Here is a 26,726-nt window from a genome sequence, read left to right on the forward strand (position 1 = left end):
TTATTATTTATATCATGAATGATGATTGAAATAAACCCTTAAATGGTTTATTGGTATAAAGTGTTAACGTATTTTTGTATAAATCGTGTAATAAAGCAAACCCTATACTTAAAATTGGAGGAGAGTCTCATGAAATATTCGTTAACGGGATTTTTTCTAATCATCCTGCTGGGACTTCTTTTTGCCGCGCCAGCTGCAGCAGATGAAGTGTATCGATGGAATTTTAAGCCAGCTGAAAATAATCAGCCATCAGATACAGAAGAAGTATATAAGGAACTGCTAAAAAAATACAATGGTTATTTTATTGGGGACACCGACAACAAAGAACTGTATTTGACATTTGACAATGGATACGAGAATGGTTATACCAGTGATATCTTAGACGTACTGAAAGAAAAAGACGTACCGGCAGCTTTTTTTGTGACAGGACATTATTTGAAGTCAGCGCCTGACTTAGTAAAACGAATGAAAAAAGAGGGACACATTGTCGGCAACCATTCATACCATCATCCAAGTTTACCTGAAGTAAGTAATGAACGTATCGAAAAAGAATTAGACAAAGTAAAAGAGGCATACACGCGTTTGACTGGTGACGATGACATGCTCTATTTACGCCCTCCACAAGGTACGTTTAGCGAACGTTCATTAAAACAGTCACAGCAATTAGGCTATATTAATGTGTTTTGGTCATTTGCGTATGTGGACTGGGAAACAGAAGGACAGAAAGGACCAGAACATGCCTACCAACGTATCATGAAAAGGGTGCATCCTGGTGCTGTAATGCTTTTGCACGCGGTATCAGAAGATAACGCAAAAGCGTTAGAGAAAGTGATTGATGAATGCCAGGAGCAAGGATATACGTTTAAAAGTCTCGATGAACTTGTTTTAAAGACACCATGACATGAAAAAGGACGGATAGCAAGAGCTTTCCGTCCTAAAATGTGGCATATTATACATATGTAAACACATTACGTAAATACTTTCCCTAGCTCAGATGTTACTTTTTCCAGCGTAGAAACATCGGTTACATCAAATACAATCCATTGTTTGCTCTTTACTACTAATACTCCAACTTCAGTATCGTTATGTTTAATTGGAAAAGCTAATTGGCTTTGCATGCTGCCTTTATCTTCGGTAGATACAAGAAGACGAGTATCCTCACCTTCTTTCAAGTAAATGCCTGCCCAATCAATATAATCGACCTTATTACATAATGTATGAACTGTGTTGTGAAAGGTATCGTTTACATTTGTTGATTGGTAGACCGAAGACAGTATTTGAATAGATGCTAGGTCCGTTGCTATAGACAATGGAATCCTCCTTTTCCTCACTTAGAACTACGTTTATTGTACCAAAGGTTTTTGGGGGGGCGAGCTAGTAAGTTTAGGAAATATCCAGTAGTAATCACGATGACCATTCACAAAAGAGGCAGGATGGAGGCGAAATCAAATCACCGAAAAGCCGGACAATAGGAGAAGTAAGTATATTCTAAGCGGCAGTCAACAGACGGAAGTACCTTAGGAAAAGAAAGCGTCAGGGTGTTTTTCAATGGGATTAAAGCACTGCCCGCGGCAACGCGGCAAGCGCGGTTCAAAAGAGCTGGTCAACCAGAAAGGAGAAGGTGATGACGACCTCAACAAACAAACGTTATATAGACTAAAAATTCCTATGACAAATAAATAATCCGAACGGCTCTGCCAATCGCTCGGATTATTCTGTAGTTGTTATCTTTTTGTCAAAGTTTCTCCGATGTGGATGAATACTTATTTAATCAGATGATTGCCGCTGTGATAGTTTTTCACGGTCAGCAGAGCTTGGAGGCTCTTCTGTCCAGCCGTGTTCAATCATTGCTTTCATCCCTTTATTGACATACTTGCCAATTCCTACAGACAAGCTTGCGAATTTTAAGTGAACATCATGCCTTGTTATTTTACTCATTGCCGTTCCATAATTTTGAATACCGACTCCATTGGACATAACCGTGTGGTACAGCAGCAGCTTGTCAGAAAACGGAGAAATAGTGGAATCAGTAACTTCGGTATCAATAATTTTATTGGAAGGCAAGTTATCGGCCATTAATATTTCACTTAAGTCATTAATCTGCTTTTCTGCTAACTGACAGCCCTCACGAAAATAACTTCTGAGTTCAGCGGAGGAAGCAATCTGGCTGAAGGCAACCATGAGAGCTTTTCCTAATGTATTTGTATTAATATTAATTTGTAAGTGTTTAATCTCTAAGCTGGTTAATGGTCTGGACTTCCCGGCAATAGCAGATATAAACGAAGGTTTTTCCACAAAATCTACCTTTTTCGGGTAAGGAATTTCCGGTGAGGTAATATCCATCCCTTTTTCTAATAATAAGTACATGCCGTGTTTATATAAAGAGATGGTGTCTTGTAAACATGTTTCAAAATACTGAATAATATCATGGCGAGCTGATGTTGATAAAGCACTTCCATATGTTTCAAAGCCTGCTCGCGACATCTCTGTCATATAAAAAACCATAAAAATATCTGAAAATAAACGCGGAGCGTCTGGATGAAGATCTTGTTTGCCAAAACCAACTGGAACAGGGATATTTTCTTGCTTAAAAATGTTTTCAATCATGTGCAAATGTTTTTGAGAAACGCGTAATGCCGATTCGATGTATTGTTTGACATCATCATCTTCTACGACATGAAGGTGATGTTTAAAAATACAGCAAAATAAAGAATCACCCAAGTAATTGGTGAATAAATCACCTAATTCCGATGCCACCAGTTTTTTATTTTGTTGATGCTGTTTTATTTTTTCAATGACAGCTGGTGCTTCATACTCTTCCATTGCCATTCCCCCGTCATCTTTATTTCTTGTCTAGTATTTGTGAGTTTGAAAAAAATATGACTACCTTTATGGAAATGTTGACAGAATGGGAAATGAAAATTTTTACGGGAACAGTTAGTCACTGCCGTACGCCGGCTGAGAAAAGAAGATTCACGCATTCTTTGTACAAGCGAAGAAAAGCCACTATATTTGGCACCCGAGCAGTTTGCGGCAGTACTCGTGTTTGTTTAAAGTAATTGCTGAAGCTCTAACAGAGAGAATGTTTGTCCGTGTCGAAATATTCCTTGGAGCCCTTTTGCCAGGTGCTGCTGCATAAGTACATTGGAGGGGACGTCAATGGTTTCCTTAGCATAGGCGGAAAAAAAGAAGACCTATGCAACAGCTTTTTTATTTTTCCGAAACAGACAACAGTATATGTAATGGATTCGCCTTGCCATTCTTTTCATGCAGGTCATATGCTGTACAAACGAACTGAACAAGTAGGTGCATCAAAGTATGGCTTATTATGTTTATAAAGGAGAAGTGAATCATCCAGCTTATCAGCTGCCGTTTATTATATATTATGACGCGTATGAAGAGTCGGTTTGTATTACGACATTGGATATGAATGCGAGAAAGCCATCCATTTGCCAATATCAATATCCAGCGCGTTCTTTGCACGACGTACGAACATTAATTAACAAGATGGGGGCGAATGGAGACAGTATTCTTTTTAAGTATTATTATTTGCAGTGACACCATTAATGATTGCGAATGAACAAGTAAATAATAAAGCCGATGAACGGAAAAAATAACGTCCCAATAAGTACGATTAATGCATATTCTTTACTGTTGCCTTTGTGAATTGCATCGCGGTAGGCCCAAATGCTTGTGAAAATATTTAACAAAAATAAACCGCCAATAAATAAGAAGATGACAGCTAAAAACCCTAATACTTCCACTTATGTTCCTCCAATCTATACAATGACTCTGTGTTATATTACGATTGACATAGACATTGTGTTTCATTTCTTCACTAAAAAACCTCCAGCCGTTAAACAACAGCTGAAGGTGCGTTTTATATTAGTCCAAATCCGCTGGATATACACCATTTTCATCATGTACTTCACGGCCGCTTAGAGGCGGATTGAACACACAAATCATTCTCATGTCTGTTTTTGCACGAAGCAGGTGCTCGTCATGTTCGTCAAGCGCATATAGAGTGTTTGCTGTGATTGGATGAACTTTATTATCTTTTAGTGTCTCTACTTCACCTTCCCCTTCAATGCAGTAAACAGCTTCCAAATGGTTTTGATACCAAATGTGCGTTTCTGTGCCTGCACGAATAATGGTGTCATTTACAGAATAACCCATTTTATCATCTTTAAGAATTAGGCGTCTGCTGACCCAATTACCGCCATCTACGTCTTGTTCTGTACCAAGAATGTCTTCTAGTTTTACTACTTTCATGTTGTGATCCTCCTCATTTTGTTCGACTGGGTTTGTATCAAAAAGAAGAGCCTGATTTCATCTTAACGATTTCAATCAGGCCTTCTAATGATGAATATAACATCACTAACTGTTAAGAAGTAATAAGGTCTGTTTGTTCCGTTACAACTTCTTCAATAGCCTTTTCAATGATTGCAAGTCCCTTGTCTAGTCCTTCATCGTCAATTGTAATTGGAGGGAACAGCTTAAATACTTCATCATCTGGTCCAGCTGTCTCCATGATTAAGCCGTGTTCAAAACACTTTCCAGCGATTTTATCTGAAAGATCTTCTACATCGCTTGCAATACCTTGCATAAATCCACGGCCCCGATGAGTACCTTTCATTGCTGGATACTTTTTAATCATTTTATTCAAAAATTCTTCGATACGTTTTGACTTTTCTTGTACACTTTTCTCTAGTTGATCATCTTTCCAGTAATTAAGCGCTTCTGTTGCTGTTACAAACGCCATATTATTACCGCGGAATGTACCGTTGTGTTCACCTGGGGCAAACTTATCATAATCAGGGTGGATAAGAGTGAGTGCTAATGGAGAACCATACCCACCAATGGATTTAGACAAGCATACAATGTCTGGTTTTATACCGGCAGGTTCAAAGCTGAAGAACGTTCCTGTTCTTCCAACGCCTGCTTGAACGTCATCGATAATTAACAGAATGTCACGTTCACGGCAGACTCTTTCTACCTCTTTCAGCCATTCCATACGAGCTGCATTTAATCCGCCTTCACCTTGAACTGTTTCTAAAATGATTGCGGCGGGTTTGTCTACACCACTGCCATTATCATCAATTAACCTTTCCATATAAGCAATTTCTTGATTGGTATCTTGAATGTAATTGTCAAAAGGCATGGTAACAGCATTTTGGAGCGGCATTCCAGCACCTGCACGCTTGAAAGCATTGCCAGTGACAGAAAGCGCACCAATTGTCATTCCATGGAAACCATTGGTAAAACTGATAACATTTGTGCGGCCAGTCACTTTACGTGCAAGTTTTAATGCACTTTCCACCGTGTTTGTTCCGGTTGGTCCAGGAAACATCACTTTATAATTTAAGTCACGCGGTTTTAAAATTACTTCATGGAATTTTTCTAAAAATTCCCCTTTGGCTTTAGATGCCATGTCCAATGAATGGGTAATACCATCTTCTTGTATATACTCAAGCAACTTCTTTTTCATGTTGTCATCGTTATGGCCATAATTTAATGCACCTGCGCCAGAAAAGAAGTCGATATATTCTTTATTATCTAAATCCCACAATTTATAGCCTTTAGCTTCGTGAAAAACGGTTGGAAAACCCCGCACATAACTGCGGACTTCGGACTCATGCTCATTAAAGATACTCAAATCGTTTTGATTCATGTCTATTAGTAGATCCTCCTTAGTTGTCGATAACATTAACCATTTTCGTTCTGTTATTTATTAATTGGACCGATACGGAATGTTAACTCAGCTTCATGTCCTTCTCCTGGAAAGAGTTCCTCTGCGAAACATTCGGAAACCTCACAGTTGGTATCGTGCGTGCGAGCAATCTTTTTAAATAAAGCTTGAGACGCATCATTGGATGGTGTGACAGTAGCTTCCAAATATTCCACATCTCCACAAGTTGTGCGGTCCAGCAATTCAGTTAACAAGCGGGATGCCAAGCCTTTTCCGCGTTGTGAAGGGTCAACACCAACTTGCCATACAAATACGGTGTCTTGTTTTTCCGGAGGGATGAATGCTGTGACAAAGCCAACAAGTTTGCCATGTTCTTTTGCTACAACACACGTTTCAGCAAAAAATTCGCACATCATAATGTACTTGTAAGAAGAATTCAAATCCAGCGTAGAATTCTTTACAAGCTCCCACATGTCAGCTCCGTCTTCTACTGTTGGCTTTTCAAATACAATGGAGTCAACAGTACTTGTAGTTTCCGGCGTTTTCGTGTCCATGCGTTTATCACCTTCGCTTTGATTAATAAGGACCTTAATGACTTATTCCTCCTGACTCAGATACATTCGTACGTAACACGTTCACAGTGAAAAAAATGAATGTGTCTGTTCGGTTTACATTTTTATCATAGGATGGACAGTTTAAAAGTTCAAATGCGCTTGAACAGGATTAAAAGTGCTTAATTAGGTTTAGTGGGGATGGCTGCCAAAAATACTTGCTGCGCTTACATAATGCTTTCAAATAATTGCTTTTACACCGTTTTTGTCGAAGTTTTGTAAAAATTAAATGAAAAAGATATTCTTATAACCCTTGATATATCAAGGGTTTTGGCGATGTGTGAATCATGAAGAAAAAAATTTTAAATTTTTGTGCGAAGAATTTTACTAGTTTTTATGCGTTTTGGGCCGTATCTCTTGGTTTAATCAGGAGGAAATGATTGGTTTGAAAACGCCAAAAGAGGGAATGGGCATATACAGAAACAACGGTGAAACGCTTTAGAGGAGGTAAAAGATGGAACACTCTCAAACGAAAAAATTAATTGAAGAAGTCGTTAGCGAATTAAAGCAGGAAAAATTCTTGGAAGAAGATATAACACATCCATCTGAACGTGAAAAAGTGCTCGACTCTGCTGGAGAAATTTTAAAAATAACCGACAAAGTCATTAAGAGTTACATAAGGGTTTCCAGGGAAGAAGGCGTCATTGAACGTATCCCGGCCTATCGAGTGCAGCATAACAATATCAGCGGCTTTTATAAGGGCGGGATTCGATTCAGCCAGGAAGTCAATGAAGCAGAAGTGGAAAATCTAGCTATCTTAATGACATTAAAAAATGCATTGCATAACCTGCCGTTTGGGGGAGCAAAAGGCGGAGTGCATGTCAATCCGCGAAATTATACCGAGAGGGAGCTCAATTTAATTAGCAAAAAATATGTGCAGCGTTTTGCGCGGGACTTGGGGCCAACACAAGATATTCCTGCTCCTGATTTGGGAACGAATGACAAAATTATCGACTGGATGGTTGGTGAGTATAAAACGATTCACCCCGGTGAGTCTTACACTGGTTCGTTTACGGGCAAAAGCATGGATAATAACGGTGCTGCCGGGCGGAGAGAATCGACAGGAATTGGGACCTTCTTAAGTTATTTTTATTTAGTCAGCGAATGGTTTACACAGGAACAAGAGACAACCCATAAGAATGAGAGGAGACAAAAGCAGCGGCAGACATTAGAAAAGCTGCATGATAAGCATCAAGAAGACACAGCAATTGATGTAGCAGTGCAAGGGTTTGGTAATGTCGGAAGTGTCGCTGCGCTGGAAGCACATCAATGTTCTTTTATAAAACATCAAGTCGTAGCAGTGTCTGATCAATTCGTTACTCTTTACCATAAGAACGGTATCGATATCGACAGCTTGCTCGTGTTTACAAATAAACATCAGCGTCTTCCGCAGAAGAAAGAAGAACTGCAAGAAAGTGGTGTACAAGCAGATATTTACAGCCCACAAAAAATTCTGAGCGTCCAAACAGATGTATTAATTCTTGCGGCAATCGAAGACCAGATCACACAAGAAAACATGAAAGATGTGCAGGCAGGTATTCTTGTCGAAGGTGCGAATGCGCCTGTTACTGTTGACGCGGATTTATATTTACAGGAACAAGGGAATATTATTATTCCAGATATTTTGGCCAATGCAGGTGGTGTACACGTTTCTTATTTGGAATGGAAACAAAGCCGAATAACAGAGAGTTATTCGAAAGAAGAAATTATTGAAGAGATGAGCACACAAATGAAGGACACATTAAAGAAGGTGTATGATGAGTACTTTAACAAAGCGTCGCAAACAATGAGATTTACTTGTTATGCTATTGCTTTGCGCCGATTGATTTCTCTGCTGTTCAGGCACGGCAAATTGTTTTAACAATATCTTTCTCCAGAACACGGAATAAAGGGGAAGAAAGTCTTCACCACGTGGTACAGACACAGAACACTTTAAGAGGCAGGTCAATATTCATATCATTCATTTTTTATAAAAGTAAGGCTGTCCAAAGGGATATCCCTTTGGACAGCCTTTTCTGTGTTCCAGCTTGCAGCTGTTTTTGTCCATGTAAAGAAGGAAATGCTGCCGGTGTTCATGAAGACACACAGGGAGAAGGTGGTTTATGAGAAAGGCCTATTCCCATAATGAAAAGAATAATGACTGTTTTATAAAATAACATCCTGAATTGTAAATGTGCAGCGATAAATGAAATGCCTGTAAACGACTGTTCATTTATCAAACAAATTATCAAGAGCAGTATGTAAAGACGGATAGGAAAATGTGTATCCTGATTGTAAAGGTTTTTCAGGAAGTACCTTTTGTCCGTCTAGAATGAGAGTGCTCATTTCTCCGAGAGCAGCTCTTACTGCAAAAGCGGGTGTTGGAAGCCAGTGCGGTTTTTGTAAAGTATTGGCAAGCTGTTTACCAAATGAATGCATACGTTCAGGAGAAGGAGCTGTTACATTTATAGGACCGCAAACGTGTTGATGTTCAACGGCAAATGCAATCATGTTGATAACATCAGTGACGTGTACCCAAGAATACCACTGATCACCTGTGCCAAGCGGACCGCCAATAAACAAATAATAAGGAAGCACCATTTTCGAAAGAGCGCCTTCTTTGTTAGCTAATATAAGCCCAAAACGCGCATAGACAACTCGAACACCTTCACTTTTGGCAGCAGCGGCTTCATTTTCCCATTCTTTACATACACGGTGCAAAAAGTCTGCCTTGATGGGTTTCGATTCTTCGGTGAAGGTATTTGTTTTAGAAGTGCCGTAATATCCGATGGCAGAAGCATTAATAAGTACTTCAGGTTTAGAAGGTAAACTGTTTATGATGCGAATTACTTCGCGTGTAGCCTCTATACGGCTGTCGCGGATTAATGCTTTGTACGAAGGCGTCCACCGCTGGCTGATTGATGCGCCTGCCAAGTTAATAACAGCGTCAACAGTAGGAAGGTATTTTTCCGGACTGCTGTTATGGCCCAGCCATTTCACATAAGTGAGTTGGCGTGTGTTTTGTTTGTTGCTTGCGTTTCTTGTTAAAATATACACGTGGTGGCCTTTATGTAAGAGGTGATTTGTCAATTTAGAACCAACCATACCGGTGCCGCCTGTGATGACGATATTCAATGTATTCGCTCCTTTTTTGTTTATCTAATTCTTATGTACCCAAAATAAAAGCTCTGTAACCTTTTATTATTTTCACTTTGGTAAGGAGACGTTTATGAAAATCTCAAAAATTACTGTCCAAAAAAAGAGAAAAGACCGTTACAACATCTTTACGGTTGAAAATCAGCAGGAACAGTATGCTTTCAGCGTCGATGAGGATGTGCTCGTGAAATTTCAGCTCAAAAAAGGAAAAGAGCTGCAGCCGGATGAAATAGAAAGGATTTTGCAAGCCGATCAACTTCGAAAAGCAGTAAATGATGCAGTACACTATTTAAGTTATTCCATGAGAACAGAACAGCAAGTAATAGAGTATCTATTAAAAAAAGAATACACAAACAACGTTATATCACAAGCGATGTCGAAGATAAAAGACTATGGTTACACAGATGACACAGAGTTTGCTGGCGCGTTTGTGCGGACGAAAATGAAAACCACAGACAAAGGTCCCTTACTTATTAAAGAAGAATTACGCCGCAAAGGTGTTTCAGAGGAAAAGACAGAAAAAGCGATGGAGCAGTTCACACCAGAGCAGGAGTTGGAAGCTGCCCAGCGTGTTGTACAGAAGAAGGCAGCGTCGAAAAAAAACGAATCATTACAAGCAATGAAACAGCGTTTGCTGCAAAGCTTACGACAAAAAGGATATTCAAATGAAGCTGCTGTACAAGCTGTAGGCAAGCTGTCTGTTCAAAGAAGTGAAGAGGAAGAACGTCAAGCGGTGAGAGTACAAGGGGAAAAAGCGAAAAAGAGATGGGGGAAAAAATATACCGGCAGACAATTGGAATGGAAACTAAAGGAATTTTTATACCGAAAAGGTTTTTCGATGGATGTTATTCAACAGTATTTACAAGAAGTAGAGCAATGGGAGGATGAAAACGATGGAAAAACGATATAGTCAAATGACAGAGCAAGAATTACATAATGAAATTGCTGCTTTGAATGAAAAAGCAAAAAAAGCTGAACAAATGGGAATGGTAAACGAATTCGCTGTATTAGAGCGGAAACGTGTCATGGCAGAGGCGTATTTAATCGATCCTGATGATTTTATGACAGGTCAGCGCTATTCGATTAAACAAGAGGGCGGCTCGTTTTTTATTAAATATTTTAATGGTGTGTTTGCTTGGGGATACCGTAATGATTCAAACGAGCTTGAAGCATTGCCAATTTCGCTGTTAGAAGATGAAGGAGGACATATATAATGGAAGATATTTATCAACGCTTAACTAAAAAGTTACTTGATCATAATGAGCAGTTGTCTGCAGGACAGGCTAGAACGTGGGTAGAACATTTGTGGGAGGATTTTGAAGTCACACGCGCTAAATCCGGGCGCGAATATCAAGGAAGTGAAGTCACAGAATCTATTGTCGGAAAATGGATTGAACAGTATGGTCCATACTTGCATCAATACGAGGCAACAAATATGAAGTTCCACAAGTTAAATCAGCGTAATGACTACTTAACTCATTAAGGAGGCAATGAGAAAGAGGCTGGGACAAAAATACAGGAACTGCAGAATAATCCGAACGGTTCATGAAAATTAGTTCTTAACAGTAACTTCTATTACTGCTCCGTCAACCTTTTGGATAACCGTTCTTAGGTTTGGTCCAGCCACTTTATAGCAGAAGCCGCAGTTTTGCTTGGGTTCTCGTTAAACATTTTAAAATGTAAAAAACCGCCTCCAAATGAAGAGGCGGGTTGCGGTAAATTATTATGTTTTTATATTTTTGCTGCCAGAGGACTGATATAATTTTTTACCTTGTTTTAATTTCTTTTCTAGTGTTTCATCACTATAAATCCAGCCAGTGTACGATGTATAAATACGTAAATGTTTATCTAGACGAACGACAGCTACAAATGGATAATACCCTTTGCTGCGGTAACGAAGATCAATAAACTTTACTTCCCAGCCGTCCTGCATCTCACGAATTTTCCACCGGTATGTGGGTGAAAAAGAAAGAAAAGCTTCCAAGTTTTGATCCTTTCTTGCCGCTTGAATAATGTTGTTATCAGGAATTGGTTCAAACGGGTAGCTTTCAAAATATTGAAGCTTTCCGCTGCGGGACTCTGTGACGTGAAGCATGTCTTTTGTGCGAATCACAAGATGCCATTTGTTCCAGTTAAACGTTGGCGAGATAAAGAAATGAGTGGCGTTTGGATGAAATTGAGAAGCTTGTTTCAACACTTTGTTACGTGCTCGAAAACGCCAAATATAATAGAAAATCAAGCTGCAGTACAGAAGGAAAAACGTGATACCAGGGGGCGCTCCATAACGCCATAACAGAAACCCGGCGATATGCACTAAAAAAATGAGCGGATCAAATATATTAATGACACCTAAGGCAATCCAACGTTTTGAAAATGGTGACAGCGCTTGTGTTCCGTATGCATTAAAAATATCCACAAAAACATGTAAAAAGACAGCCAGAAATGTCCACATCCACAGATGGAGAAAGGAAATTTCCGGAGAGGATATGTACACGCCTCCTGCAACAATAACCGGCCACAGGAGGACAGCAGGAATGGAATGTGTGGGTCCGCGATGGTATTTTATATATACAGCGTTGTTTTTTAATTTTAAAATGGTATCAAAATCTGGAGCTTGGGAGCCGATAATGGTAGCGGCCATTACTGTCTGCATCGCATAGGGGGTTTCTGCCACCACAGGATCAAGCATTGCTAAACCGCCCAGCCCTATTCCCATTACTGCATGTGTCGCGGTATCCATATGCACATTCCTCCTTTCTCCTTATGGTTGGCCTAATACTAGTTATACCCTATTATAAAACTTGTAAAAAGGGGTTGAATGGAATGGACGATAAACTGCAAATTTTTATGGAATATAAAGTAAAGCCCGAAAAAGAATCATTATACAGAGAAGTCATGGCAGAAATTGCCGCTGTCCTGCCGACGTATGAGGTTAGTAATTTTCAATGGTTTTCTGCGTTTGACCAAGATGGGCTGTTTGTTGAGATGTTTGAAGTTCCAACGCCTTCTCATTATCATACCTTAAAAAAATGGCGGACTTCAAAGTCACATCAAGTTTTCAGCAAATTGGATGAATGCGTAAAAGGCGGTACAGAAAAAATACACTGTTGGGCGTTTCAAGCAAAAACGGATGAACTTGACAGCCGACGATAGGAGGACAGCATGGAACAGCAGCTAGAAAATATCGATATTAAACGTTTTCAACAAGACTTAATATCATGGTATGAAGATCATAAGCGCGACTTGCCGTGGAGGCAGAACCAAGACCCATATCGCGTCTGGGTATCAGAGGTTATGCTTCAGCAGACAAAGGTAGATACTGTCATTCCCTACTATAATCGCTTTATGCAGCAATTTCCCACTCCGCAAAAGTTAGCCGAGGCCGATGAAGAAGACGTGATGAAGGCGTGGGAGGGATTAGGCTACTACTCGCGTGTCCGAAATTTGCAGTCAGCTGTTAGAGAAGTCGTTGCGGACTACGGCGGCGAGGTGCCAAGTTCGAAAAAAGCTTTTTCGTCCTTGAAAGGCGTTGGCCCTTATACAGCTGGAGCAGTGTTAAGCATTGCTTACGAAAAGCCGGAGCCGGCTGTGGATGGTAACGTGATGAGAGTGTTTTCACGGATTTTGTTATCAAGAGAGGACATAGGAAAAGCAAAAACACGAAAAAAATTTGAATCTCTGCTGCCCGCTTTTTTAAACGACGCCAAACCCTCTCAGTTTAACCAAGCGGTAATGGAGTTGGGCGCACTAGTATGTACGCCGACTTCTCCGGGATGTTTGCTGTGTCCGGTACAATATCACTGTATGGCTCGAGCAGAAGGGGTGCAAGAAGAGCTTCCGGTAAAAGAAAAGAAGAAAGCCCCTGCAAAAAAGGAGATGGCTGCAGTTATTCTTTGTGACCAACAGGGGAAGACGCTGTTTCACCAGCGGGGAGAAAGTGGATTGTTAGCTCGTTTATGGGAGTATCCGAATGTAGAAACAAAGCAAAAAGGTGAGCAAAAAGACACTTTATCCCAGTTTTTAAAAAACACGTATGGCGTGCAAGCGAAAATAGGAAACAAAGTCCAAAAGGTGCAGCACGTGTTCTCACATTTAATTTGGAATATAACTGTGTATGAAGGAATGATAGAAGAAGCACCAGAACATAGTCAGGACTGTAAGTGGTTAACATTAGAAGAGGCGCAAAAATATGCTTTTCCTGTATCGCATCAGAAAATATTAAAAGCACAAATCGAAAGAAGGGATGCGGAGTGGAATTAGGATTAGAACAAAAAAAGGTCCTTGTTACAGGAGGTTCAAAAGGTATAGGGAAAGGAATTGCCTCGTTATTTTTAGATGAGGGAGCAGAGGTAGCCATTGTGGCACGCTCCAAAGAAGGATTAGAACAAGCACAAAAAGAACTGCCTGGAGTGAAAATGATTCAAGCAGATGTAACGAAGGAAGCAGCAAGAGTACAAGCATTTGAGAAGTTTCAACAAACATTTGGAACGGTGGATGTTCTTGTTAACAATGCGGGGAAGAGCGATGGACGAAATGTAGAAGAAACAGCTCTTGGTGAATTTGAGTCGGCTATGAATATGAATTATTTATCAGCTGTACATTTTAGCAAAATAGCATACGATGTGATGAAACAAAAGCAGGCAGGAAGTATCGTGAACATTTCTTCCATTTACGGAAGAGAAGCTGGCGGAAAGCCGTCTTACAATAATAGCAAAGCAGCTTTAATCAGCTTTACGAAAGCTTTTGCTGATGAAGCAATAAAAAACGGGGTGCGTGTTAATTCTGTTGCTCCAGGAGCAATTCTGCATCCAAACGGCAATTGGCAAAAACGCCTTCAGGAAAATCCAGAAAAAATAAATCAATTTGTGGAACGTGAAATTCCAGGAGGACGATTTGGAACCGTTGAAGAAATTGCGAATGTCGTCGTGTTTCTCGCTTCGGCGAAAGCATCTTGGGTAAATGGAGCCAGTGTTAATGTAGATGGGGGCCAGTCACGCATGAATATGTAAAAACGGCCGCTGCAGGCCGTTTGTTTTCTTACTGTTGGCGGGGTCTCATATTTTTCTTTGGTTCATGGTTTTGTAAGTGAATCTCCTTAATAAGCTTTTTCGTTTCTGGAGTGCCAAGTTCATAGATGGTATCAAACACTTTATCCATCCCCCTTTGGTACTCGTGTTGGTCTGTTTCTGTGATGGATTCATCAAAATGCTCAAATGAAAATAAGTTTGATGCTTCAATATCGTGGTCTTGTGTTTCGTTTAACAGAAAGCGGAGGTTTTCAAGCTCCTCTGGAGTCGCTTCAATTTCATATTGAATCAGGGTGCTGTCAGGAATCCTGACTGGGCTGACATCATCCATGCTGATTGGGTTTAAATTGACGTAATATGTTTGTTTTTCCATTGGTTTCTGCCTCCCTTATTGTTATGAATATAGTGTGTGTTCTGCACGTTTTTATGCATAAAAGAGGGTGTCCCAAAAGTGACTTCTGCTTTCGGGACACCCTCTTTTGCATGGATAGAAAGCCATAAGTTTTAACGTGGGTCGATTATGAATGTTATTAATCTGCTGAGAAAACTCGTATACATGAAGCGGAATAGTCTGTGCATCTATACACGTGGCGGCAAATTAGTCTGGCCTGTTGGCGTGCTGGTATTGTCTTGGTGTTACTCCACCGCTTCAATTAATCGCTGAGCTGCTACTTTCAAGGAAGATTCTGGCTGAACGAGAGCTATTCGCACGTATCCTTCCCCGCCTTCTCCAAAAGCGCTGCCTGGCGTGACAACGACGCCATGTTCAAGTGCTTTTAAGGCAAAGGATAATGATGAATAAGACGCTGGTACTTTGGCCCAAACAAACATGCCGCCTTCAGGCACTCTGACATTCCATCCATTTTCATGAAGAGAGCGGATAAAGACATCGCGCCGTTTTTTGAAAACAGCTCGCTGCTTATCCAAAAAAGGGCGTTCATATGTAAGAGCATAAGCGGCAGCTTTTTGAATAGGCAGAAAAACACCGTAATCAATATTGGTTTTTAAATCCCGAAGCGGCTTTAAATAAGATGGATACCCAATAGCGTAGCCGATGCGTGCTCCTGCTACATTAAAGCTTTTGGACAGGGAGTTGCACTCTATGGCAATTTTTTTCGCATCGGGAATATGAAAAATGCTAAGTGGTTTGTCCTGAGAAAAAACGAGTTCAGCATAGGCAAAGTCATGCACAATGAGAATGTTATGTTCTAATCCGAAAGCAACGGCTTTTTCAAAGTAGGCTTTGTTAGCAAGGGCCGCAGTTGGATTGCCGGGATAATTTAAAATCATCATCTTTGCTTTTTTTACTACTTCCACAGGTATGCGGTGAAAATCCGGCATAAACTGATTTTCTTCATGCAATGGTATCGTGTATAAATTGGCGTTTGCTAACGAAGCACACGCGGCATAAATTGGATAGCCAGGGTCAGGGGCGATCACATAATCACCAGGATCTAAATAAGCTAAAGCTAAATGAGACAAACCGTCTTGTGAGCCGATAAGCTGCAGTACTTCATCGGCGTTTATTGAAACACCAAATTGCTGTTTGTAATAATCGGCTACAGCTGTCTGAAAATCTTCCGTTTCTTGCAGAGCATAGCCGTATTGGTCTGCGTGTTGTACTTCTTTTGACAAGATATCACGAACGGATTGAGGCGGGGGCAGGTCAGGACTGCCGATGCTTAAGTCAATTATATCTTGTCCCGCTTGAACTTTTGCGCGCTTTTTTTCTGCTAATTCAGCAAATACGCTCGAAGATAACCGATTCATTCGATTGGCAGGCTGTATCATGTATAGACCATCCTTTCTTTCTTCATTATAAAGAAAAAGATGGAGAGAGAAAACAGAAGAAGCTGTTCCGAAGTTTGGAACAGCTAACAGAATGATTTTAATCCGGGTGTATGGACGTTCCTCTCTCATAACTGGCCACATTATGGTAGAGGGTTTGACGGTTTCTCATTTCCTGCAGAATTTCGCGGTAAATCATCCCGCCTTCTGACGTAAGGTAAGGCAAGATCTGTTGAAAGCTTTCGTGAAAGTGAGCAAGTTCTTTGTCGGTCCAATTTTTTTTGGAAGTCATTAGCAATTCAGAAAAGTCTCGTCCGACATACATGATATCCACCTGCCTTCACTGTTATTTTATCTGGGAGAAGGAAGGGTTATACGTTATAATATGAAAAGTGAAATGTTGGATAATGAAGTGCTCGATAGGAGGATACATATGGATGATAAAGTTGCACTGGTAACAGGAAGCAGCCGAGGGATTGGAAAGCAAATTGCGCTGGCATTAGCAAAAAAAGGCTATCATATCGTTGTGAATTATGCACGAAGCAAAGGGAAAGCATTAGAAACAGCAGAGGAGATAGAAGCACTTGGTGTAAATACACACGTGGTGAGAGCAAATGTGGGTGATACAGAAAAAGTGCAAAAGCTGTTTCAAGAAATCGAGGAGACATTTGGCCGCTTGGATGTATTTGTGAATAATGCAGCTTCTGGAGTTTTGCGACCGGCGTTAGAATTAGAAGAAAAACATTGGGACTGGACAATGAATATCAATAGCAAAGCGTTATTGTTTTGTGCGCAAAAAGCAGCTGCATTAATGGAGAAAAATGGCGGAGGGAAAATTGTCAGCTTAAGCTCTATCGGTTCGATACGTTATATGAAAAATTATACAGCGGTAGGTGTGTCAAAAGCTGCAGTGGAAGCACTGACTCGCTACTTAGCAGTAGAATTAGCAGAGAAAAATATTGTTGTGAATGCTGTATCCGGCGGGGCAGTAGACACAGAAGCGCTGAATCATTTTCCGAATCGAGATCAATTATTAGAAGAAGCAAAAAGCCGAACACCCGCTGGCAGAATGGTGGAAAAGTCTGACTTAGTTCACGGGGTAATATTTTTATTATCGGAAGAAGCTTCTATGATTCGCGGGCAGACACTGGTGGTTGATGGCGGCATGTCGTTGTTGTCATAAAAAATTTTTCATCTTTTCGTGGATAAACTTCCATTAGCGCGGGCAGGTTAATCCATGTGGAGGTGAAGAAAATGAAAAAACAAAATCAACAACAACCAAACGCTTCACAAACAAATGCACAAGAGGTTCGTAAGCAAAATGCAGCAGCTGCAAGAAACCAAAGCCAGCAAACTGAATTTGCGAGCGAAACGGATGCACAGCAAGTAAAACAGCAAAACCAACAGTCTCAACAAAAGAAAATGCAAAAGCAACAACAGCCAAACCAAGGCCAGCAGTAATCTGAGCAGAAAAGAGCTCTTTGGAAGGGATGCTTCCGAAGAGCTCTTTTTGTGCAGTTTTTATTGAAACATAGGAAAGACGTACTGTACTAAAAACCATAAAAAACCAAAAAAGATGAGAACGTAAGCAAAATATTTAATGAATGTGGACGCAACATGAGATTTATCTTCTTTTTTTTCTATATGCCTCTCTTCATACTCATGATCAGGAGTTCCTCTTGGCACAATGAATTCCTCCTCTTTCTTCATTTATAAGACGTTTTCCCATCAAAACACCTCCATAAACGTAAGAGTCATGAAGTATATTGTTTTCTTTCCTAAATGTTTAATGTCGTTTAGTTTTCATTAATGTAAACAAGATGTATAATATATTAAATATAGAAGTGAGGAGCAGGAAGGAGCAGGTCATGGAATTCCCAGAAACCGGAAGACTCATAGAAATACAAAGCTATAAGCACGATGGCACGCTTCACCGTATCTGGGAGGAAACCCTGATCTTACAAGGAACGTCCAAAGAAGTGATTGGAGGCAACGATCGCATTCTTGTTCATGAAGCAGATGGACGGGTCTGGCGGACGAGAGAACCGGCGATTTGTTATTTTCACAGACAGAAATGGTTTAATGTCATAGGTATGGTTCGCTCTGATGGGATTCATTATTATTGTAATTTGGGCACTCCTTTTGTATGGGATGAAGAAGCGTTAAAATATATCGATTATGATTTAGATATAAAAGTATTTCCAGACATGACATATCATTTGCTGGATGAAGATGAATATCGTACACATAAAAAAGAAATGAATTATCCAGAAAAAATCGAACGGCAAGTCCTGCTTTCAGTAGATGAGCTGCAGAGCTGGATTTTTCAAAAAAAAGGCCCGTTTGCGCCGCATTTTGTAGAACAGTGGTACGAACGTTTTTTGTCTTTTCGTGGATAGAGGTGAACAATGGGTAGTATCAAAAGGTATTTGCAATTTGTAAAACCATATAAAAAAGTGATTATTTTAACAGTTGTTATAGGGGTTCTTAAGTTTGGTCTTCCTTTGCTTACCCCTCTAATACTGGCATATGTCATTGATCATATTATTTTAGTCGATTCAATAGGAACGGATGAAAAAGTACAAACACTGTTTTGGCTTGTTGGAGGGGTGATTCTTGTTTTTCTTGTGCTGCGGCCGCCTATTGAGTATTATCGCCAATACTTCGCGCAGTGGACGGGAAGCAAGGTTTTATATGACATAAGAAACCAGCTTTTTGCTCATATTCAAAAGCTGAGTCTGCGCTTTTATTCTAACAGAAAAGCAGGGGAGATCATTTCCCGGGTAATACATGATGTCGAACAAACGAAGAATTTCGTGATTACTGGCTTAATGAATATATGGCTTGATATGGTTACCATTCTTATTGCGGTAGGAATTATGCTGACGATGAATGCATGGCTGACACTCGTGGCACTGGCATTATTTCCATTATATGTTTTTTCTATTAAATATTTTTATACGAGGCTGCGCGATTTAACGAAGGTTCGCTCTCAAGCGCTTGCTGATGTACAGGGTCATTTGCATGAAAGAGTGCAAGGGATGAATGTTATTCGCAGTTTCGCGCTAGAAGATTATGAACAAGAGCAATTTGGGAAACGGAACAAACATTTTTTAAATAAAGCCATTGATCATACAAAGTGGAATGCTAAAACATTTGCAGTGGTTAATACTATCACGGATATTGCACCGCTTATTGTTATTTTGGCAGCTGGTTATTTTGTGTTGACATCTGGTCTTGCTGTTGGGGAAATGGTCGCATTTGTTTCCTACATGGAGCGTTTATATAATCCGCTGAGAAGGCTGGTGAACTCCTCGACGACGTTAACACAATCGATTGCTTCTATGGATCGTGTGTTTGAATTTGTTGATGAAAAATACGACATTCAAGACAAAGCAGGTGCTGTTCGGCTGGAACATACGAGCGGGGCTGTTGAATTTGATAACGTTTCGTTTCAATACGATGATGAAAACGAACCTGTACTCAAAAACATTGATTTAGCGGTAACGCCTGGTGAAACCATTGCATTAGTCGGTATGAGCGGTGGCGGAAAAAGTACACTTGTCAGCCTTATTCCGAGGTTTTATGATGTCACAGCAGGTTCGATTAAACTTGATGGCAAGAACATCAGGGATTATGAAGTGCGTTCATTGCGAGACCAAATTGGAATGGTGCTCCAAGACAACGTGCTGTTTAGTGACTCGGTAAAAATGAATATCATGATGGGAAATCCCCATGCGACACATGAAGAAGTCGTGTTAGCGGCTAAGCGTGCAAATGCTGATGGTTTTATTAATGAGCTGCCACATGGGTATGATACGTCAGTAGGAGAGAGAGGCGTAAAGTTATCTGGCGGCCAAAAGCAAAGAATAGCCATTGCCAGGGTGTTTTTAAAAAATCCTCCGATGCTTATTTTTGATGAGGCTACATCAGCTTTGGATTTGGAGAGCGAACATTTAATTCAAGAAGCCATGGAACAACTTGCTAAGGATCGCACGACATTTATCGTTGCTCATCGTTTATCAACGATTACACACGCTGACCGTATTGTTGTTATTGAAAACGGAGAGATTGTGGAAACTGGAAGTCACACGCAGTTAATGCGGCATGAAGGGTCGTATCGTAAATTATTTGACGTGCAAAATGTGTGAATAGCATGTTTAACAACACAGGAGAGAGATGAGCGCTCATCTCTCTCCTGTGTTGTTTATTCATCTCTATTGTCAATGTCGACGGTGTTTTCTGATTGGTGATAGCTAAAGAAGCTTTCTACTAATGTGTCAAGATGTTCTAATTGGTCATTATATTCCATGATGTGTGAGACAATAGGAAGAATGTGAAGCCACTCGTCCCTGTCAATTTCTTGATGGTCATATAAGTCCATAAACAAATCAGTCAACGATTGTTTGCCTTCATCGACTTCTTCAGCCATTTCATCCGTTAAGTGTGTGTGAACTTTTCCAACATAACGCAGCAAAATTCGTTCGTGGTAATCCGTTAAATAATCCAGCTGCTGTTTGATAAGTTTTTGCAGTCTTTCAGGCATATGTTGAATGTCATTTTCATAGCGGTCAAACGTTTTTAGAATGGTTAACGCTTTTTTTAGCGTGACAATCATCTGTTTAAAAACAACTAATTTACGCCCTTTGCTTAATTTACTTTTAAGAAAATAATTTCGTTCTTCTCTGTACAACAAATATAGGTTATCCAGCTTTACTAGTGATTCATTAATGACTGGGATATCATTTTTTAACGACTGTTGGTTCGTTTCGTGTCTTGTTAACAGACGAATCCAGCGAATGACGTCTTCGGTAAGATCGGAAATTTTATAGTACAAATTTGTTTCGTGTTTAGGAGGTAAGAAGATAAGGTTAACGGCAAATGCTGCGAAAACCCCAAGCATAATTAACGAAAACCGTTCCAAAGCGAAGAGCCAAAAATCCTCTTGAGGATTTCCCATAATGATGATAATCGTAACTACCGCTAAGGAAATAGCAGACGACTCCAGGTTCAATTTTAAAATAATAAGTATAGCAAGAATGACAGCTGCACCAATAACGACAGGCTGGTGTCCAAATCCTAAGACAAACAAAATCGCGATAGCAGCCCCTATGACATTGGCCTGTATTTGTTCTAAAATGGTGCGATATGTTTTAAAAATAGATGGCTGAATCGCGAATGTTGCTGAAATGGCTGCGAAAAACGAGGGCTCAAGGCCTGCCCACGAAGCAACATACATCGCTAGTACGATGGAAAGGCCAGTTTTTAATATTCTTGCCCCGAGTTTCATGGATGATGTTCGATTCCTTTCTGTCTATCGGCAAAGCCGATAGGTGATGGTATGAAAATCACTGAATATGTGAGAGGCTTTCTTCTATGTTTTCCTTGAAAGAAAGACAGTATCCATCGTTTTATACCTCTTTCTCTATTTCCGAAAATGCATGTTCTGCTGCCTCTACTGCTTTATATATATCCTTTTCCTCATGAGCAATCGTTATAAACCATGCTTCGTATTTAGAAGGTGCTAAGTTAATTCCTTGATCCAACATTTTATTAAAAAACTTACTGAACAAGATATCGTCGCTCTTGTCAGCGTCGTCATAATTTTTTACTGGCGAAGGAGTGAAATACAGCGTCAAAGCACCACGCAAACGGTTTATTGTTGCGGGGAGGGAATGATTGTCAATCACTGTTTGCAAGCCTTCTTCTAAAAGAGCTCCTAATCGTTCGAGTTTCTCGTATATGCCGTCTTGCTGCAGCACTTCTAAACACGCGATGCCAGCGCTGATGGATGCGGGGTTGCCAGACATCGTGCCTGCTTGATAAGCGGGACCGAGCGGAGCGACGCTTTCCATAATATCTGTTTTGCCGCCGTACGCGCCGATTGGAAGGCCGCCGCCGATGATTTTCCCTAGTGCTGTCATGTCTGGTGTGACTTGCAGCAAGTCTTGAGCACCGCCATAGGTGAAACGAAACGCTGTAATCACTTCGTCGTAAATGACGAGCGCACCGGCCTGGTGTGTAAGTTCATTTATCTTTTCTAAAAACCCTGCTTCCGGTTCGACGATACCAAAGTTGCCAACGATAGGCTCTACTAAAACACAAGCTACATCGTCGCCCCATTTATGCAGAGCTTCTTCTAAACTGTTTGGGTCATTAAAAGGAACGGTAATAACTTCTTCGGCAATGTTTTCTGTCACACCAGCTGAATCAGGGGACCCTAATGTTGATGGGCCGGAACCGGCAGCTACTAATACAAGATCAGAGTGGCCGTGGTAACAGCCGGCAAACTTAATAACTTTGTTACGGCCTGTGTAGGCACGAGCAACACGTATTGTTGTCATAACCGCTTCTGTCCCGGAGTTTACAAACCGTACCTTCTCAAGGGAGGGAATCGCTTCTTTTAACAAGACTGCAAATTGGTTTTCTAATCGAGTCGGCGTTCCATATAAGGTGCCATTATGGGCAGCATTTGTAATCGCTTCTGTGATGTGAGGATGGGCGTGACCGGTAATAATAGGACCATAAGCGCCTAAAAAATCTATGTACTTGTTGCCATCGACATCGTAAAAGTAAGCACCCTCTCCTTTTTCCATAAACACTGGAGAGCCTCCGCCTACCGCTTTAAATGAACGGGAAGGACTGTTGACTCCACCGACAATATGACAGCATGCGTCTTTATATAATGATTCGGATTGTGTTCTTTTCATGTTTGTTTCCTCCTTGTAGAAAAATACTGTTACATTGTATCACTTACATCCTATCTTTTATGTGAAAATCAGGCAATAAAGCTAATTTATTGTTAAAATAACAGAAGCAAGGTACGCTGTATACATAGTATAGAATATGAAGGAAAGGGAGAGATACATGCCTGTAACAGAAGGAAAAGCAGCACCGGATTTTACACTTCCAGCCAGTAATGGCGAAAGGGTGAGCTTATCGGATTATCGGGGGAAAAACGTTATTTTATATTTTTACCCAAAAGATATGACACCTGGTTGTACAACGGAGGCTTGTGATTTTCGTGACCATAAGCAGGATTTTGATGATGCCAATACCGTTATTCTTGGAGTGAGCCCAGACCCTGTTAAAAAACACCAAAAATTTATTGATAAACACGGCCTTCCGTTTTTGCTTCTTGCTGATGAAGAAAAAGAAGCAGCAGAAGCGTACGGCGTCTGGCAGTTAAAGAAGAACTTCGGAAAAGAGTATATGGGTATTGTGCGTTCTACATTCCTTATTGATAAAGATGGTGTATTAGTAAAAGCGTGGAAAAAGGTACGAGTGAAAAATCACGTAGAAGAGGCACTGCAATACATCAAAGAGAATGTATAAAAACTGTTGTCCGCTATAACAAGAATATGAACAACAAATAATAAGTTAAAGCTGTCATGTATTTTATTAATGGCTGTGAATGAAAAAACTTGTATTGTTCTACAATAAGGCGTTAAGAACAGATGCACGCAGGAAATGAGCTGCGGATAGAGAATGTGTGAACAAAGAACGTATTATAATGAAGGATACAAGGTAACAATAATGTTTTTTGGATGACTGTAACCTCATGTACACTGGTGCGAGGGCAGGGGGCTGGTTATGAAATTATTGATTTGTATTGTGAATGACTTTTATACAAATGAAGTGGAAAAACAAATGAGACATAAAGGATATCAAATGACAGAGCTGGCAAGCAGCGGAGGTTTTTTGAAAAAGGGAAATACAACGTTTTTATTCGGGATAGATAATCAAAAAATTGATGCACTCAAGCAAGATTTAAAAGAAGTTTGCATATCCTATGAAAAGAAAAAGCGCAAGCAGGCAGTAACATCGAATCGATTTACTTCTTTCGTGCTGGCAGCTGAAGACGCAATGCTTTTTTCGAGAGTCTCGAATCAAAAGCAGGAGTAAAAACAAATAAACCTGCTTTATTGACAACAATTATTATAATCGGATAAAATAAATTATAAGAATTATAATGTAAGAATTGTTTTACAGGAAAGAGAGGTGCATGACGATGGCGAACGAACAACTTCAAGAAGCAGTAAATGCTTTAAAGAAAACGAAGGTTCGCATGACTCCGCAACGTCATGCCATTTTGGAATATTTATATGATTCGATGAGCCATCCAACGGCAGATGAAATATATAAGGCCCTCGAAAGTAAATTCCCAAATATGAGCGTTGCAACCGTTTATAATAATCTTCGTGTTTTTAAAGAAGTTGGTATCGTCAAAGAGCTGACATACGGAGATTCTTCAAGCAGGTTTGATTGTGTCACAACGGATCACTACCATGTCATTTGTTCTCAATGTGGAAAGATTGTTGACTTTCATTATCCTGGATTGGATGAAGTGGAAACATTAGCGGAGCACGTTACAGGATTTAAGGTGAACAGTCACCGCATGGAAGTGTACGGTACGTGCCCGGATTGCAGCAACATTTCCAAACATTAATGAAAAAGCTGTCTTTGCAGTAACGCAGAGGCAGCTTTTTCATGATAAATCTTATACATATTGGGTGTTTTGTATATCGTTTCATTATCGGGCAGACTGTTTTATAATGTATGGTTCTTTTGCGTTCTGTAGAGGTGTACGTCTTGTTATGAGCGCGCCTCACTATTTAACCGTTCCTGTTTGAAGGAGGTTGTTTAGTTCTGGTTTATTTTCTTGTTATACTTTGGATCAAATTCCTTGCCTTCAAGCTCTTTATCCATTGTTAATGGTTCATCACAGTACATGCATGCATCCACTCTTCCGAGAACTTTGGTGATTTTCCCACAATTAGGACACTCAACTTTTACCGTATTTGTTGATATCATCCCAATCCAAAAATAGACGGCACTGCTTGAAAGTACAAAGATAAATCCCAGCAACATCGTTATTGTCATGATGACAGGAGACGAGCGGAAGAAAATACCGATGTACATGACAAAAATGCCGATGAAAACTAAAGATAATGCAAATGTTCTAATCCGGTTTATTTTATTGGTAGTTTTTGCTGCCATGTATGACCCTCCTAAAACCAAAGTATAGCAAAAATATTTCGCTCCTGCATCAAGAAACACATAGATAAAAACTGATTCAGTGGGAGGTTTTTTGCGTGATATGTCGAAAATATTTTTCATGAACAACAAAAAGGGGGGGAAGGGATGGATTTGTTGTGTCACCTGTACGAAGAACGTATGCAAGATCCTTACACAAAAGGAATACTGATAGTAGAGAAGAGAAAAGACCAAGAACCTTTTACTGACTTTTTTGATGTGGTACTAATAGTGGTTACTGAAAAACCAGAAAGTACCGCCATTAAACATTATAATTGCTCAGGCCTTCGAACAGCGCTGCATGTTTTAGGAGAAGTGGAGCTGTTTCAAAGTATAAATACAGAAAGTAATAAAAAAATGATGGATTGGTTATTTGAAGGAAGAGTTCTTTTTAATAGAAATAATTATATCACCAATTTGAAAAAAAGACTTTGTGAGTTCCCGGTACAAGATCGTTTACGTGAGATTGGACAAGAGTTTGCTAAATTGATAAACAGATATGAAGACGGAAAGTCCTTGTTTTATCGACAGCGTTATTTGGATGCTTTCCACCACATTGCACATGCACTTCACCATTTGGCTCGTTTATCTGTGATTGAACAAGGATTTTATCCAGAAGTGACGGTGTGGGAACAAGTGAAAAGACTAGATCCAGAAACCTATAAGCTTTATCATGAACTTATCGTTGGGGACGAGCCACTTGAAAAAAGACTGGAGCTGTTACTTATTGGAATTGACTTTGCTATCCGGTCGAAAGTATATATTGGAAAAGCTCACCTTATATCGGTGATGAACAAAAAGAGTAGAGAATGGAGCTTTACGGAGTTAGTGCAGGCACCTGAATTAAAAGACTATGCTGTTGATTTAGAAATGTTGGTTCAGCATCTAGTGAAGAATAAACAGCTGACAGAAGTGGAGATGCCCGATGAAATAGCAGGTATGTACTGTTATAAATATGCTCCATAAAAAATCACAAAAAAGTGTTGACTGTTTTATAGAAAGCTGATAAATTATTTATTGTCGCTGTTAACGACACAGCAGACACAACTCAAAAAAGATATTGACATTGTTTTTTGAGGATGTTAAGTTATTAAACATCGCTGAAAAGACAACGCAGAAACGACAAAAAACATCAAAAAAGTTGTTGACATTGATTGCACAACTTGGTATGATATTAATTGTCGCTTTGAAAGGCGGCGAGCAGTTGTCCTTTGAAAATTGAATGAAAGTCAAGCGTCTGTTAATTTCTTTATACAAGAAGCAACAGCCTGTATTAAACACTTTATGATGTAATTTTCATGGAGAGTTTGATCCTGGCTCAGGACGAACGCTGGCGGCGTGCCTAATACATGCAAGTCGAGCGCGGGAAGCAGTCTGATCCCTTCGGGGTGACGATTGTGGAACGAGCGGCGGACGGGTGAGTAACACGTGGGCAACCTG

33 protein-coding genes and 1 rRNA gene are annotated in these 26,726 nt (G+C 40.1%); 19 read left to right on the plus strand and 15 right to left on the minus strand.

Annotated elements, in window-relative coordinates:
* The first annotated feature begins 129 nt into the window (after positions 1-129).
* A complete protein-coding gene (gene pdaA / locus BLT18_RS06300; protein WP_091272243.1) occupies positions 130-900 on the plus strand; it encodes a delta-lactam-biosynthetic de-N-acetylase in 771 nt (256 codons plus the stop codon).
* Between the two features lie 68 nt (positions 901-968).
* On the opposite strand, the gene BLT18_RS06305 is transcribed toward pdaA, so the two are convergent.
* Positions 969-1,310: a hypothetical protein gene (locus BLT18_RS06305; protein ID WP_091272245.1), complete on the minus strand. Its 342-nt coding sequence runs from the start codon at positions 1,308-1,310 to the stop codon at positions 969-971.
* Positions 1,311-1,548: 238 nt separating this feature from the next.
* Between BLT18_RS06305 and BLT18_RS18650 the strand changes: the two genes are divergently transcribed.
* The gene (locus BLT18_RS18650) at positions 1,549-1,683 is read left to right on the plus strand and encodes a hypothetical protein (protein WP_281242341.1); all 135 of its coding nucleotides are present in this window, start codon (positions 1,549-1,551) and stop codon (positions 1,681-1,683) included.
* Positions 1,684-1,767: 84 nt separating this feature from the next.
* Here BLT18_RS18650 and BLT18_RS06310 read toward each other — a convergent pair whose 3' ends face one another.
* Positions 1,768-2,823 carry a DUF3231 family protein gene (locus BLT18_RS06310; RefSeq protein ID WP_091272247.1) on the minus strand — a complete coding sequence of 352 codons (1,056 nt, stop codon included), beginning with the start codon at positions 2,821-2,823 and terminating at the stop codon, positions 1,768-1,770.
* Positions 2,824-3,318: 495 nt separating this feature from the next.
* On the opposite strand from BLT18_RS06310, the gene BLT18_RS06320 reads away from it, so the two are divergent.
* Positions 3,319-3,558, plus strand: a complete 240-nt coding sequence (locus BLT18_RS06320; RefSeq protein ID WP_091272250.1) for a hypothetical protein — start codon at positions 3,319-3,321, stop codon at positions 3,556-3,558.
* Between the two features lie 5 nt (positions 3,559-3,563).
* On the opposite strand, the gene BLT18_RS06325 is transcribed toward BLT18_RS06320, so the two are convergent.
* The 4 genes from BLT18_RS06325 to ectA all read right to left on the minus strand — a co-directional run bounded on the left by BLT18_RS06325 (position 3,564) and on the right by ectA (position 6,243).
* A complete protein-coding gene (locus BLT18_RS06325) occupies positions 3,564-3,764 on the minus strand; it encodes a PLDc N-terminal domain-containing protein (protein WP_091272252.1) in 201 nt (66 codons plus the stop codon).
* A gap of 121 nt (positions 3,765-3,885) precedes the next feature.
* Positions 3,886-4,272, minus strand: coding sequence for an ectoine synthase (locus tag BLT18_RS06330; RefSeq protein WP_091272254.1), 387 nt, complete (start codon positions 4,270-4,272; stop codon positions 3,886-3,888).
* 112 nt (positions 4,273-4,384) lie between these two features.
* Positions 4,385-5,671 (minus strand): diaminobutyrate--2-oxoglutarate transaminase, encoded by a 1,287-nt coding sequence (gene ectB, locus BLT18_RS06335; protein WP_091272256.1) that lies wholly within the window; start codon positions 5,669-5,671, stop codon positions 4,385-4,387.
* 53 nt (positions 5,672-5,724) lie between these two features.
* Entirely contained in the window at positions 5,725-6,243 is a 519-nt protein-coding gene (gene ectA, locus BLT18_RS06340) for a diaminobutyrate acetyltransferase (RefSeq protein ID WP_091272258.1), read from the minus strand.
* A gap of 511 nt (positions 6,244-6,754) precedes the next feature.
* Between ectA and BLT18_RS06345 the strand changes: the two genes are divergently transcribed.
* The gene (locus tag BLT18_RS06345) at positions 6,755-8,161 is read left to right on the plus strand and encodes a Glu/Leu/Phe/Val family dehydrogenase (RefSeq protein WP_091272259.1); all 1,407 of its coding nucleotides are present in this window, start codon (positions 6,755-6,757) and stop codon (positions 8,159-8,161) included.
* A gap of 347 nt (positions 8,162-8,508) precedes the next feature.
* Here the strand turns inward: BLT18_RS06345 and BLT18_RS06350 are convergent, their stop codons facing one another.
* Positions 8,509-9,414, minus strand: coding sequence for a TIGR01777 family oxidoreductase (locus tag BLT18_RS06350; RefSeq protein ID WP_091272261.1), 906 nt, complete (start codon positions 9,412-9,414; stop codon positions 8,509-8,511).
* Positions 9,415-9,508: 94 nt separating this feature from the next.
* Here BLT18_RS06350 and recX point away from each other — a divergent pair, with 94 nt between their 5' ends.
* The 3 genes from recX to BLT18_RS06365 are packed head-to-tail and all read left to right on the plus strand — an operon-like array spanning position 9,509 to position 10,918.
* A complete protein-coding gene (gene recX / locus BLT18_RS06355) occupies positions 9,509-10,345 on the plus strand; it encodes a recombination regulator RecX (RefSeq protein ID WP_091272262.1) in 837 nt (278 codons plus the stop codon).
* Entirely contained in the window at positions 10,329-10,649 is a 321-nt protein-coding gene (locus BLT18_RS06360; RefSeq protein ID WP_091272264.1) for a YfhH family protein, read from the plus strand. The genes recX and BLT18_RS06360 overlap by 17 nt, the downstream gene beginning before the upstream one ends.
* Positions 10,649-10,918: a YfhJ family protein gene (locus tag BLT18_RS06365; protein ID WP_091272265.1), complete on the plus strand. Its 270-nt coding sequence runs from the start codon at positions 10,649-10,651 to the stop codon at positions 10,916-10,918. Before BLT18_RS06360 ends, BLT18_RS06365 begins: the two co-directional genes overlap by 1 nt.
* 240 nt (positions 10,919-11,158) lie before the next feature.
* Here the strand turns inward: BLT18_RS06365 and BLT18_RS06370 are convergent, their stop codons facing one another.
* On the minus strand, positions 11,159-12,175 hold the full coding sequence (locus BLT18_RS06370; protein ID WP_091272267.1) for a metal-dependent hydrolase: 1,017 nt from the start codon (positions 12,173-12,175) through the stop codon (positions 11,159-11,161).
* A gap of 83 nt (positions 12,176-12,258) precedes the next feature.
* On the opposite strand from BLT18_RS06370, the gene BLT18_RS06375 reads away from it, so the two are divergent.
* The 3 genes from BLT18_RS06375 to BLT18_RS06385 are packed head-to-tail and all read left to right on the plus strand — an operon-like array spanning position 12,259 to position 14,444.
* The gene (locus BLT18_RS06375) at positions 12,259-12,588 is read left to right on the plus strand and encodes a hypothetical protein (RefSeq protein ID WP_091272268.1); all 330 of its coding nucleotides are present in this window, start codon (positions 12,259-12,261) and stop codon (positions 12,586-12,588) included.
* Between the two features lie 9 nt (positions 12,589-12,597).
* Positions 12,598-13,695, plus strand: a complete 1,098-nt coding sequence (gene mutY, locus BLT18_RS06380) for an A/G-specific adenine glycosylase (protein ID WP_091272270.1) — start codon at positions 12,598-12,600, stop codon at positions 13,693-13,695.
* Positions 13,686-14,444, plus strand: coding sequence for an SDR family NAD(P)-dependent oxidoreductase (locus BLT18_RS06385; RefSeq protein ID WP_091272272.1), 759 nt, complete (start codon positions 13,686-13,688; stop codon positions 14,442-14,444). The genes mutY and BLT18_RS06385 overlap by 10 nt, the downstream gene beginning before the upstream one ends.
* 28 nt (positions 14,445-14,472) lie before the next feature.
* Here the strand turns inward: BLT18_RS06385 and BLT18_RS06390 are convergent, their stop codons facing one another.
* The 3 genes from BLT18_RS06390 to BLT18_RS06400 all read right to left on the minus strand — a co-directional run bounded on the left by BLT18_RS06390 (position 14,473) and on the right by BLT18_RS06400 (position 16,575).
* Complete coding sequence (locus tag BLT18_RS06390) at positions 14,473-14,835, minus strand: hypothetical protein (RefSeq protein ID WP_091272274.1); 363 nt, start codon at positions 14,833-14,835, stop codon at positions 14,473-14,475.
* Positions 14,836-15,098: 263 nt separating this feature from the next.
* Positions 15,099-16,253, minus strand: coding sequence for an LL-diaminopimelate aminotransferase (locus tag BLT18_RS06395; protein WP_091272275.1), 1,155 nt, complete (start codon positions 16,251-16,253; stop codon positions 15,099-15,101).
* A 97-nt stretch (positions 16,254-16,350) separates the two neighbouring features.
* Positions 16,351-16,575 carry a cytosolic protein gene (locus BLT18_RS06400; protein WP_091272277.1) on the minus strand — a complete coding sequence of 75 codons (225 nt, stop codon included), beginning with the start codon at positions 16,573-16,575 and terminating at the stop codon, positions 16,351-16,353.
* Positions 16,576-16,683: 108 nt separating this feature from the next.
* Here BLT18_RS06400 and fabL point away from each other — a divergent pair, with 108 nt between their 5' ends.
* Positions 16,684-17,433: an enoyl-[acyl-carrier-protein] reductase FabL gene (gene fabL / locus BLT18_RS06405; protein ID WP_091272278.1), complete on the plus strand. Its 750-nt coding sequence runs from the start codon at positions 16,684-16,686 to the stop codon at positions 17,431-17,433.
* A 71-nt stretch (positions 17,434-17,504) separates the two neighbouring features.
* Entirely contained in the window at positions 17,505-17,711 is a 207-nt protein-coding gene (locus BLT18_RS06410; protein WP_091272280.1) for a gamma-type small acid-soluble spore protein, read from the plus strand.
* 60 nt (positions 17,712-17,771) lie between these two features.
* Here BLT18_RS06410 and BLT18_RS06415 read toward each other — a convergent pair whose 3' ends face one another.
* Positions 17,772-17,936 carry a hypothetical protein gene (locus BLT18_RS06415; protein ID WP_245705196.1) on the minus strand — a complete coding sequence of 55 codons (165 nt, stop codon included), beginning with the start codon at positions 17,934-17,936 and terminating at the stop codon, positions 17,772-17,774.
* Between the two features lie 182 nt (positions 17,937-18,118).
* On the opposite strand from BLT18_RS06415, the gene ntdP reads away from it, so the two are divergent.
* Both ntdP and BLT18_RS06425 read left to right on the plus strand, forming a co-directional pair.
* The gene (gene ntdP / locus BLT18_RS06420; RefSeq protein WP_091272283.1) at positions 18,119-18,649 is read left to right on the plus strand and encodes a nucleoside tri-diphosphate phosphatase; all 531 of its coding nucleotides are present in this window, start codon (positions 18,119-18,121) and stop codon (positions 18,647-18,649) included.
* A 9-nt stretch (positions 18,650-18,658) separates the two neighbouring features.
* Positions 18,659-20,401, plus strand: coding sequence for an ABC transporter ATP-binding protein (locus BLT18_RS06425; RefSeq protein ID WP_091272285.1), 1,743 nt, complete (start codon positions 18,659-18,661; stop codon positions 20,399-20,401).
* 56 nt (positions 20,402-20,457) lie between these two features.
* Here BLT18_RS06425 and BLT18_RS06430 read toward each other — a convergent pair whose 3' ends face one another.
* Positions 20,458-21,540: an FUSC family protein gene (locus tag BLT18_RS06430; RefSeq protein ID WP_091272287.1), complete on the minus strand. Its 1,083-nt coding sequence runs from the start codon at positions 21,538-21,540 to the stop codon at positions 20,458-20,460.
* A gap of 121 nt (positions 21,541-21,661) precedes the next feature.
* On the minus strand, positions 21,662-22,960 hold the full coding sequence (locus BLT18_RS06435) for a glutamate-1-semialdehyde 2,1-aminomutase (RefSeq protein ID WP_091272288.1): 1,299 nt from the start codon (positions 22,958-22,960) through the stop codon (positions 21,662-21,664).
* Positions 22,961-23,117: 157 nt separating this feature from the next.
* On the opposite strand from BLT18_RS06435, the gene bcp reads away from it, so the two are divergent.
* The 3 genes from bcp to perR all read left to right on the plus strand — a co-directional run bounded on the left by bcp (position 23,118) and on the right by perR (position 24,699).
* Complete coding sequence (gene bcp, locus BLT18_RS06440; protein WP_091272290.1) at positions 23,118-23,585, plus strand: thioredoxin-dependent thiol peroxidase; 468 nt, start codon at positions 23,118-23,120, stop codon at positions 23,583-23,585.
* Positions 23,586-23,843: 258 nt separating this feature from the next.
* Positions 23,844-24,155 (plus strand): cyclic-di-AMP receptor, encoded by a 312-nt coding sequence (locus BLT18_RS06445; protein ID WP_091272291.1) that lies wholly within the window; start codon positions 23,844-23,846, stop codon positions 24,153-24,155.
* Between the two features lie 106 nt (positions 24,156-24,261).
* Positions 24,262-24,699 (plus strand): peroxide-responsive transcriptional repressor PerR, encoded by a 438-nt coding sequence (gene perR / locus BLT18_RS06450; RefSeq protein WP_091272310.1) that lies wholly within the window; start codon positions 24,262-24,264, stop codon positions 24,697-24,699.
* Between the two features lie 194 nt (positions 24,700-24,893).
* Here the strand turns inward: perR and BLT18_RS06455 are convergent, their stop codons facing one another.
* A complete protein-coding gene (locus BLT18_RS06455; protein WP_091272293.1) occupies positions 24,894-25,250 on the minus strand; it encodes a YgzB family protein in 357 nt (118 codons plus the stop codon).
* A gap of 144 nt (positions 25,251-25,394) precedes the next feature.
* On the opposite strand from BLT18_RS06455, the gene BLT18_RS06460 reads away from it, so the two are divergent.
* Positions 25,395-26,252, plus strand: a complete 858-nt coding sequence (locus BLT18_RS06460; RefSeq protein WP_091272294.1) for a nucleotidyltransferase-like protein — start codon at positions 25,395-25,397, stop codon at positions 26,250-26,252.
* Positions 26,253-26,581: 329 nt separating this feature from the next.
* A 16S ribosomal RNA gene (locus BLT18_RS06465) occupies positions 26,582-26,726 on the plus strand; the annotation flags it as partial.

It is taken from the genome of Alteribacillus persepolensis (genome assembly GCF_900099605.1).
GTDB classification, from domain to species: Bacteria; Bacillota; Bacilli; order Bacillales; family Marinococcaceae; genus Alteribacillus; species Alteribacillus persepolensis.

Coding starts and splice junctions, on each gene's coding strand:
- bcp (WP_091272290.1), top strand. CDS start 23,118: ATGCCTGTAACAGAAGGAAAAGCAGCACCGGATTTTACACTTCCAGCC.
- BLT18_RS06390 (WP_091272274.1), bottom strand. CDS start 14,835: ATGGAAAAACAAACATATTACGTCAATTTAAACCCAATCAGCATGGAT.
- perR (WP_091272310.1), top strand. CDS start 24,262: ATGGCGAACGAACAACTTCAAGAAGCAGTAAATGCTTTAAAGAAAACG.
- BLT18_RS06360 (WP_091272264.1), top strand. CDS start 10,329: ATGGAAAAACGATATAGTCAAATGACAGAGCAAGAATTACATAATGAA.
- BLT18_RS06310 (WP_091272247.1), bottom strand. CDS start 2,823: ATGGAAGAGTATGAAGCACCAGCTGTCATTGAAAAAATAAAACAGCAT.
- BLT18_RS06435 (WP_091272288.1), bottom strand. CDS start 22,960: ATGAAAAGAACACAATCCGAATCATTATATAAAGACGCATGCTGTCAT.
- BLT18_RS06395 (WP_091272275.1), bottom strand. CDS start 16,253: ATGATACAGCCTGCCAATCGAATGAATCGGTTATCTTCGAGCGTATTT.
- BLT18_RS06370 (WP_091272267.1), bottom strand. CDS start 12,175: ATGGATACCGCGACACATGCAGTAATGGGAATAGGGCTGGGCGGTTTA.
- BLT18_RS06375 (WP_091272268.1), top strand. CDS start 12,259: ATGGACGATAAACTGCAAATTTTTATGGAATATAAAGTAAAGCCCGAA.
- fabL (WP_091272278.1), top strand. CDS start 16,684: ATGGATGATAAAGTTGCACTGGTAACAGGAAGCAGCCGAGGGATTGGA.
- ectB (WP_091272256.1), bottom strand. CDS start 5,671: ATGAATCAAAACGATTTGAGTATCTTTAATGAGCATGAGTCCGAAGTC.
- BLT18_RS06345 (WP_091272259.1), top strand. CDS start 6,755: ATGGAACACTCTCAAACGAAAAAATTAATTGAAGAAGTCGTTAGCGAA.
- BLT18_RS06455 (WP_091272293.1), bottom strand. CDS start 25,250: ATGGCAGCAAAAACTACCAATAAAATAAACCGGATTAGAACATTTGCA.
- pdaA (WP_091272243.1), top strand. CDS start 130: ATGAAATATTCGTTAACGGGATTTTTTCTAATCATCCTGCTGGGACTT.
- BLT18_RS06365 (WP_091272265.1), top strand. CDS start 10,649: ATGGAAGATATTTATCAACGCTTAACTAAAAAGTTACTTGATCATAAT.
- BLT18_RS06460 (WP_091272294.1), top strand. CDS start 25,395: ATGGATTTGTTGTGTCACCTGTACGAAGAACGTATGCAAGATCCTTAC.
- BLT18_RS06330 (WP_091272254.1), bottom strand. CDS start 4,272: ATGAAAGTAGTAAAACTAGAAGACATTCTTGGTACAGAACAAGACGTA.
- ntdP (WP_091272283.1), top strand. CDS start 18,119: ATGGAATTCCCAGAAACCGGAAGACTCATAGAAATACAAAGCTATAAG.
- BLT18_RS18650 (WP_281242341.1), top strand. CDS start 1,549: ATGGGATTAAAGCACTGCCCGCGGCAACGCGGCAAGCGCGGTTCAAAA.
- BLT18_RS06430 (WP_091272287.1), bottom strand. CDS start 21,540: ATGAAACTCGGGGCAAGAATATTAAAAACTGGCCTTTCCATCGTACTA.
- BLT18_RS06400 (WP_091272277.1), bottom strand. CDS start 16,575: ATGTATGTCGGACGAGACTTTTCTGAATTGCTAATGACTTCCAAAAAA.
- BLT18_RS06445 (WP_091272291.1), top strand. CDS start 23,844: ATGAAATTATTGATTTGTATTGTGAATGACTTTTATACAAATGAAGTG.
- BLT18_RS06320 (WP_091272250.1), top strand. CDS start 3,319: ATGGCTTATTATGTTTATAAAGGAGAAGTGAATCATCCAGCTTATCAG.
- BLT18_RS06410 (WP_091272280.1), top strand. CDS start 17,505: ATGAAAAAACAAAATCAACAACAACCAAACGCTTCACAAACAAATGCA.
- mutY (WP_091272270.1), top strand. CDS start 12,598: ATGGAACAGCAGCTAGAAAATATCGATATTAAACGTTTTCAACAAGAC.
- recX (WP_091272262.1), top strand. CDS start 9,509: ATGAAAATCTCAAAAATTACTGTCCAAAAAAAGAGAAAAGACCGTTAC.
- BLT18_RS06425 (WP_091272285.1), top strand. CDS start 18,659: ATGGGTAGTATCAAAAGGTATTTGCAATTTGTAAAACCATATAAAAAA.
- ectA (WP_091272258.1), bottom strand. CDS start 6,243: ATGGACACGAAAACGCCGGAAACTACAAGTACTGTTGACTCCATTGTA.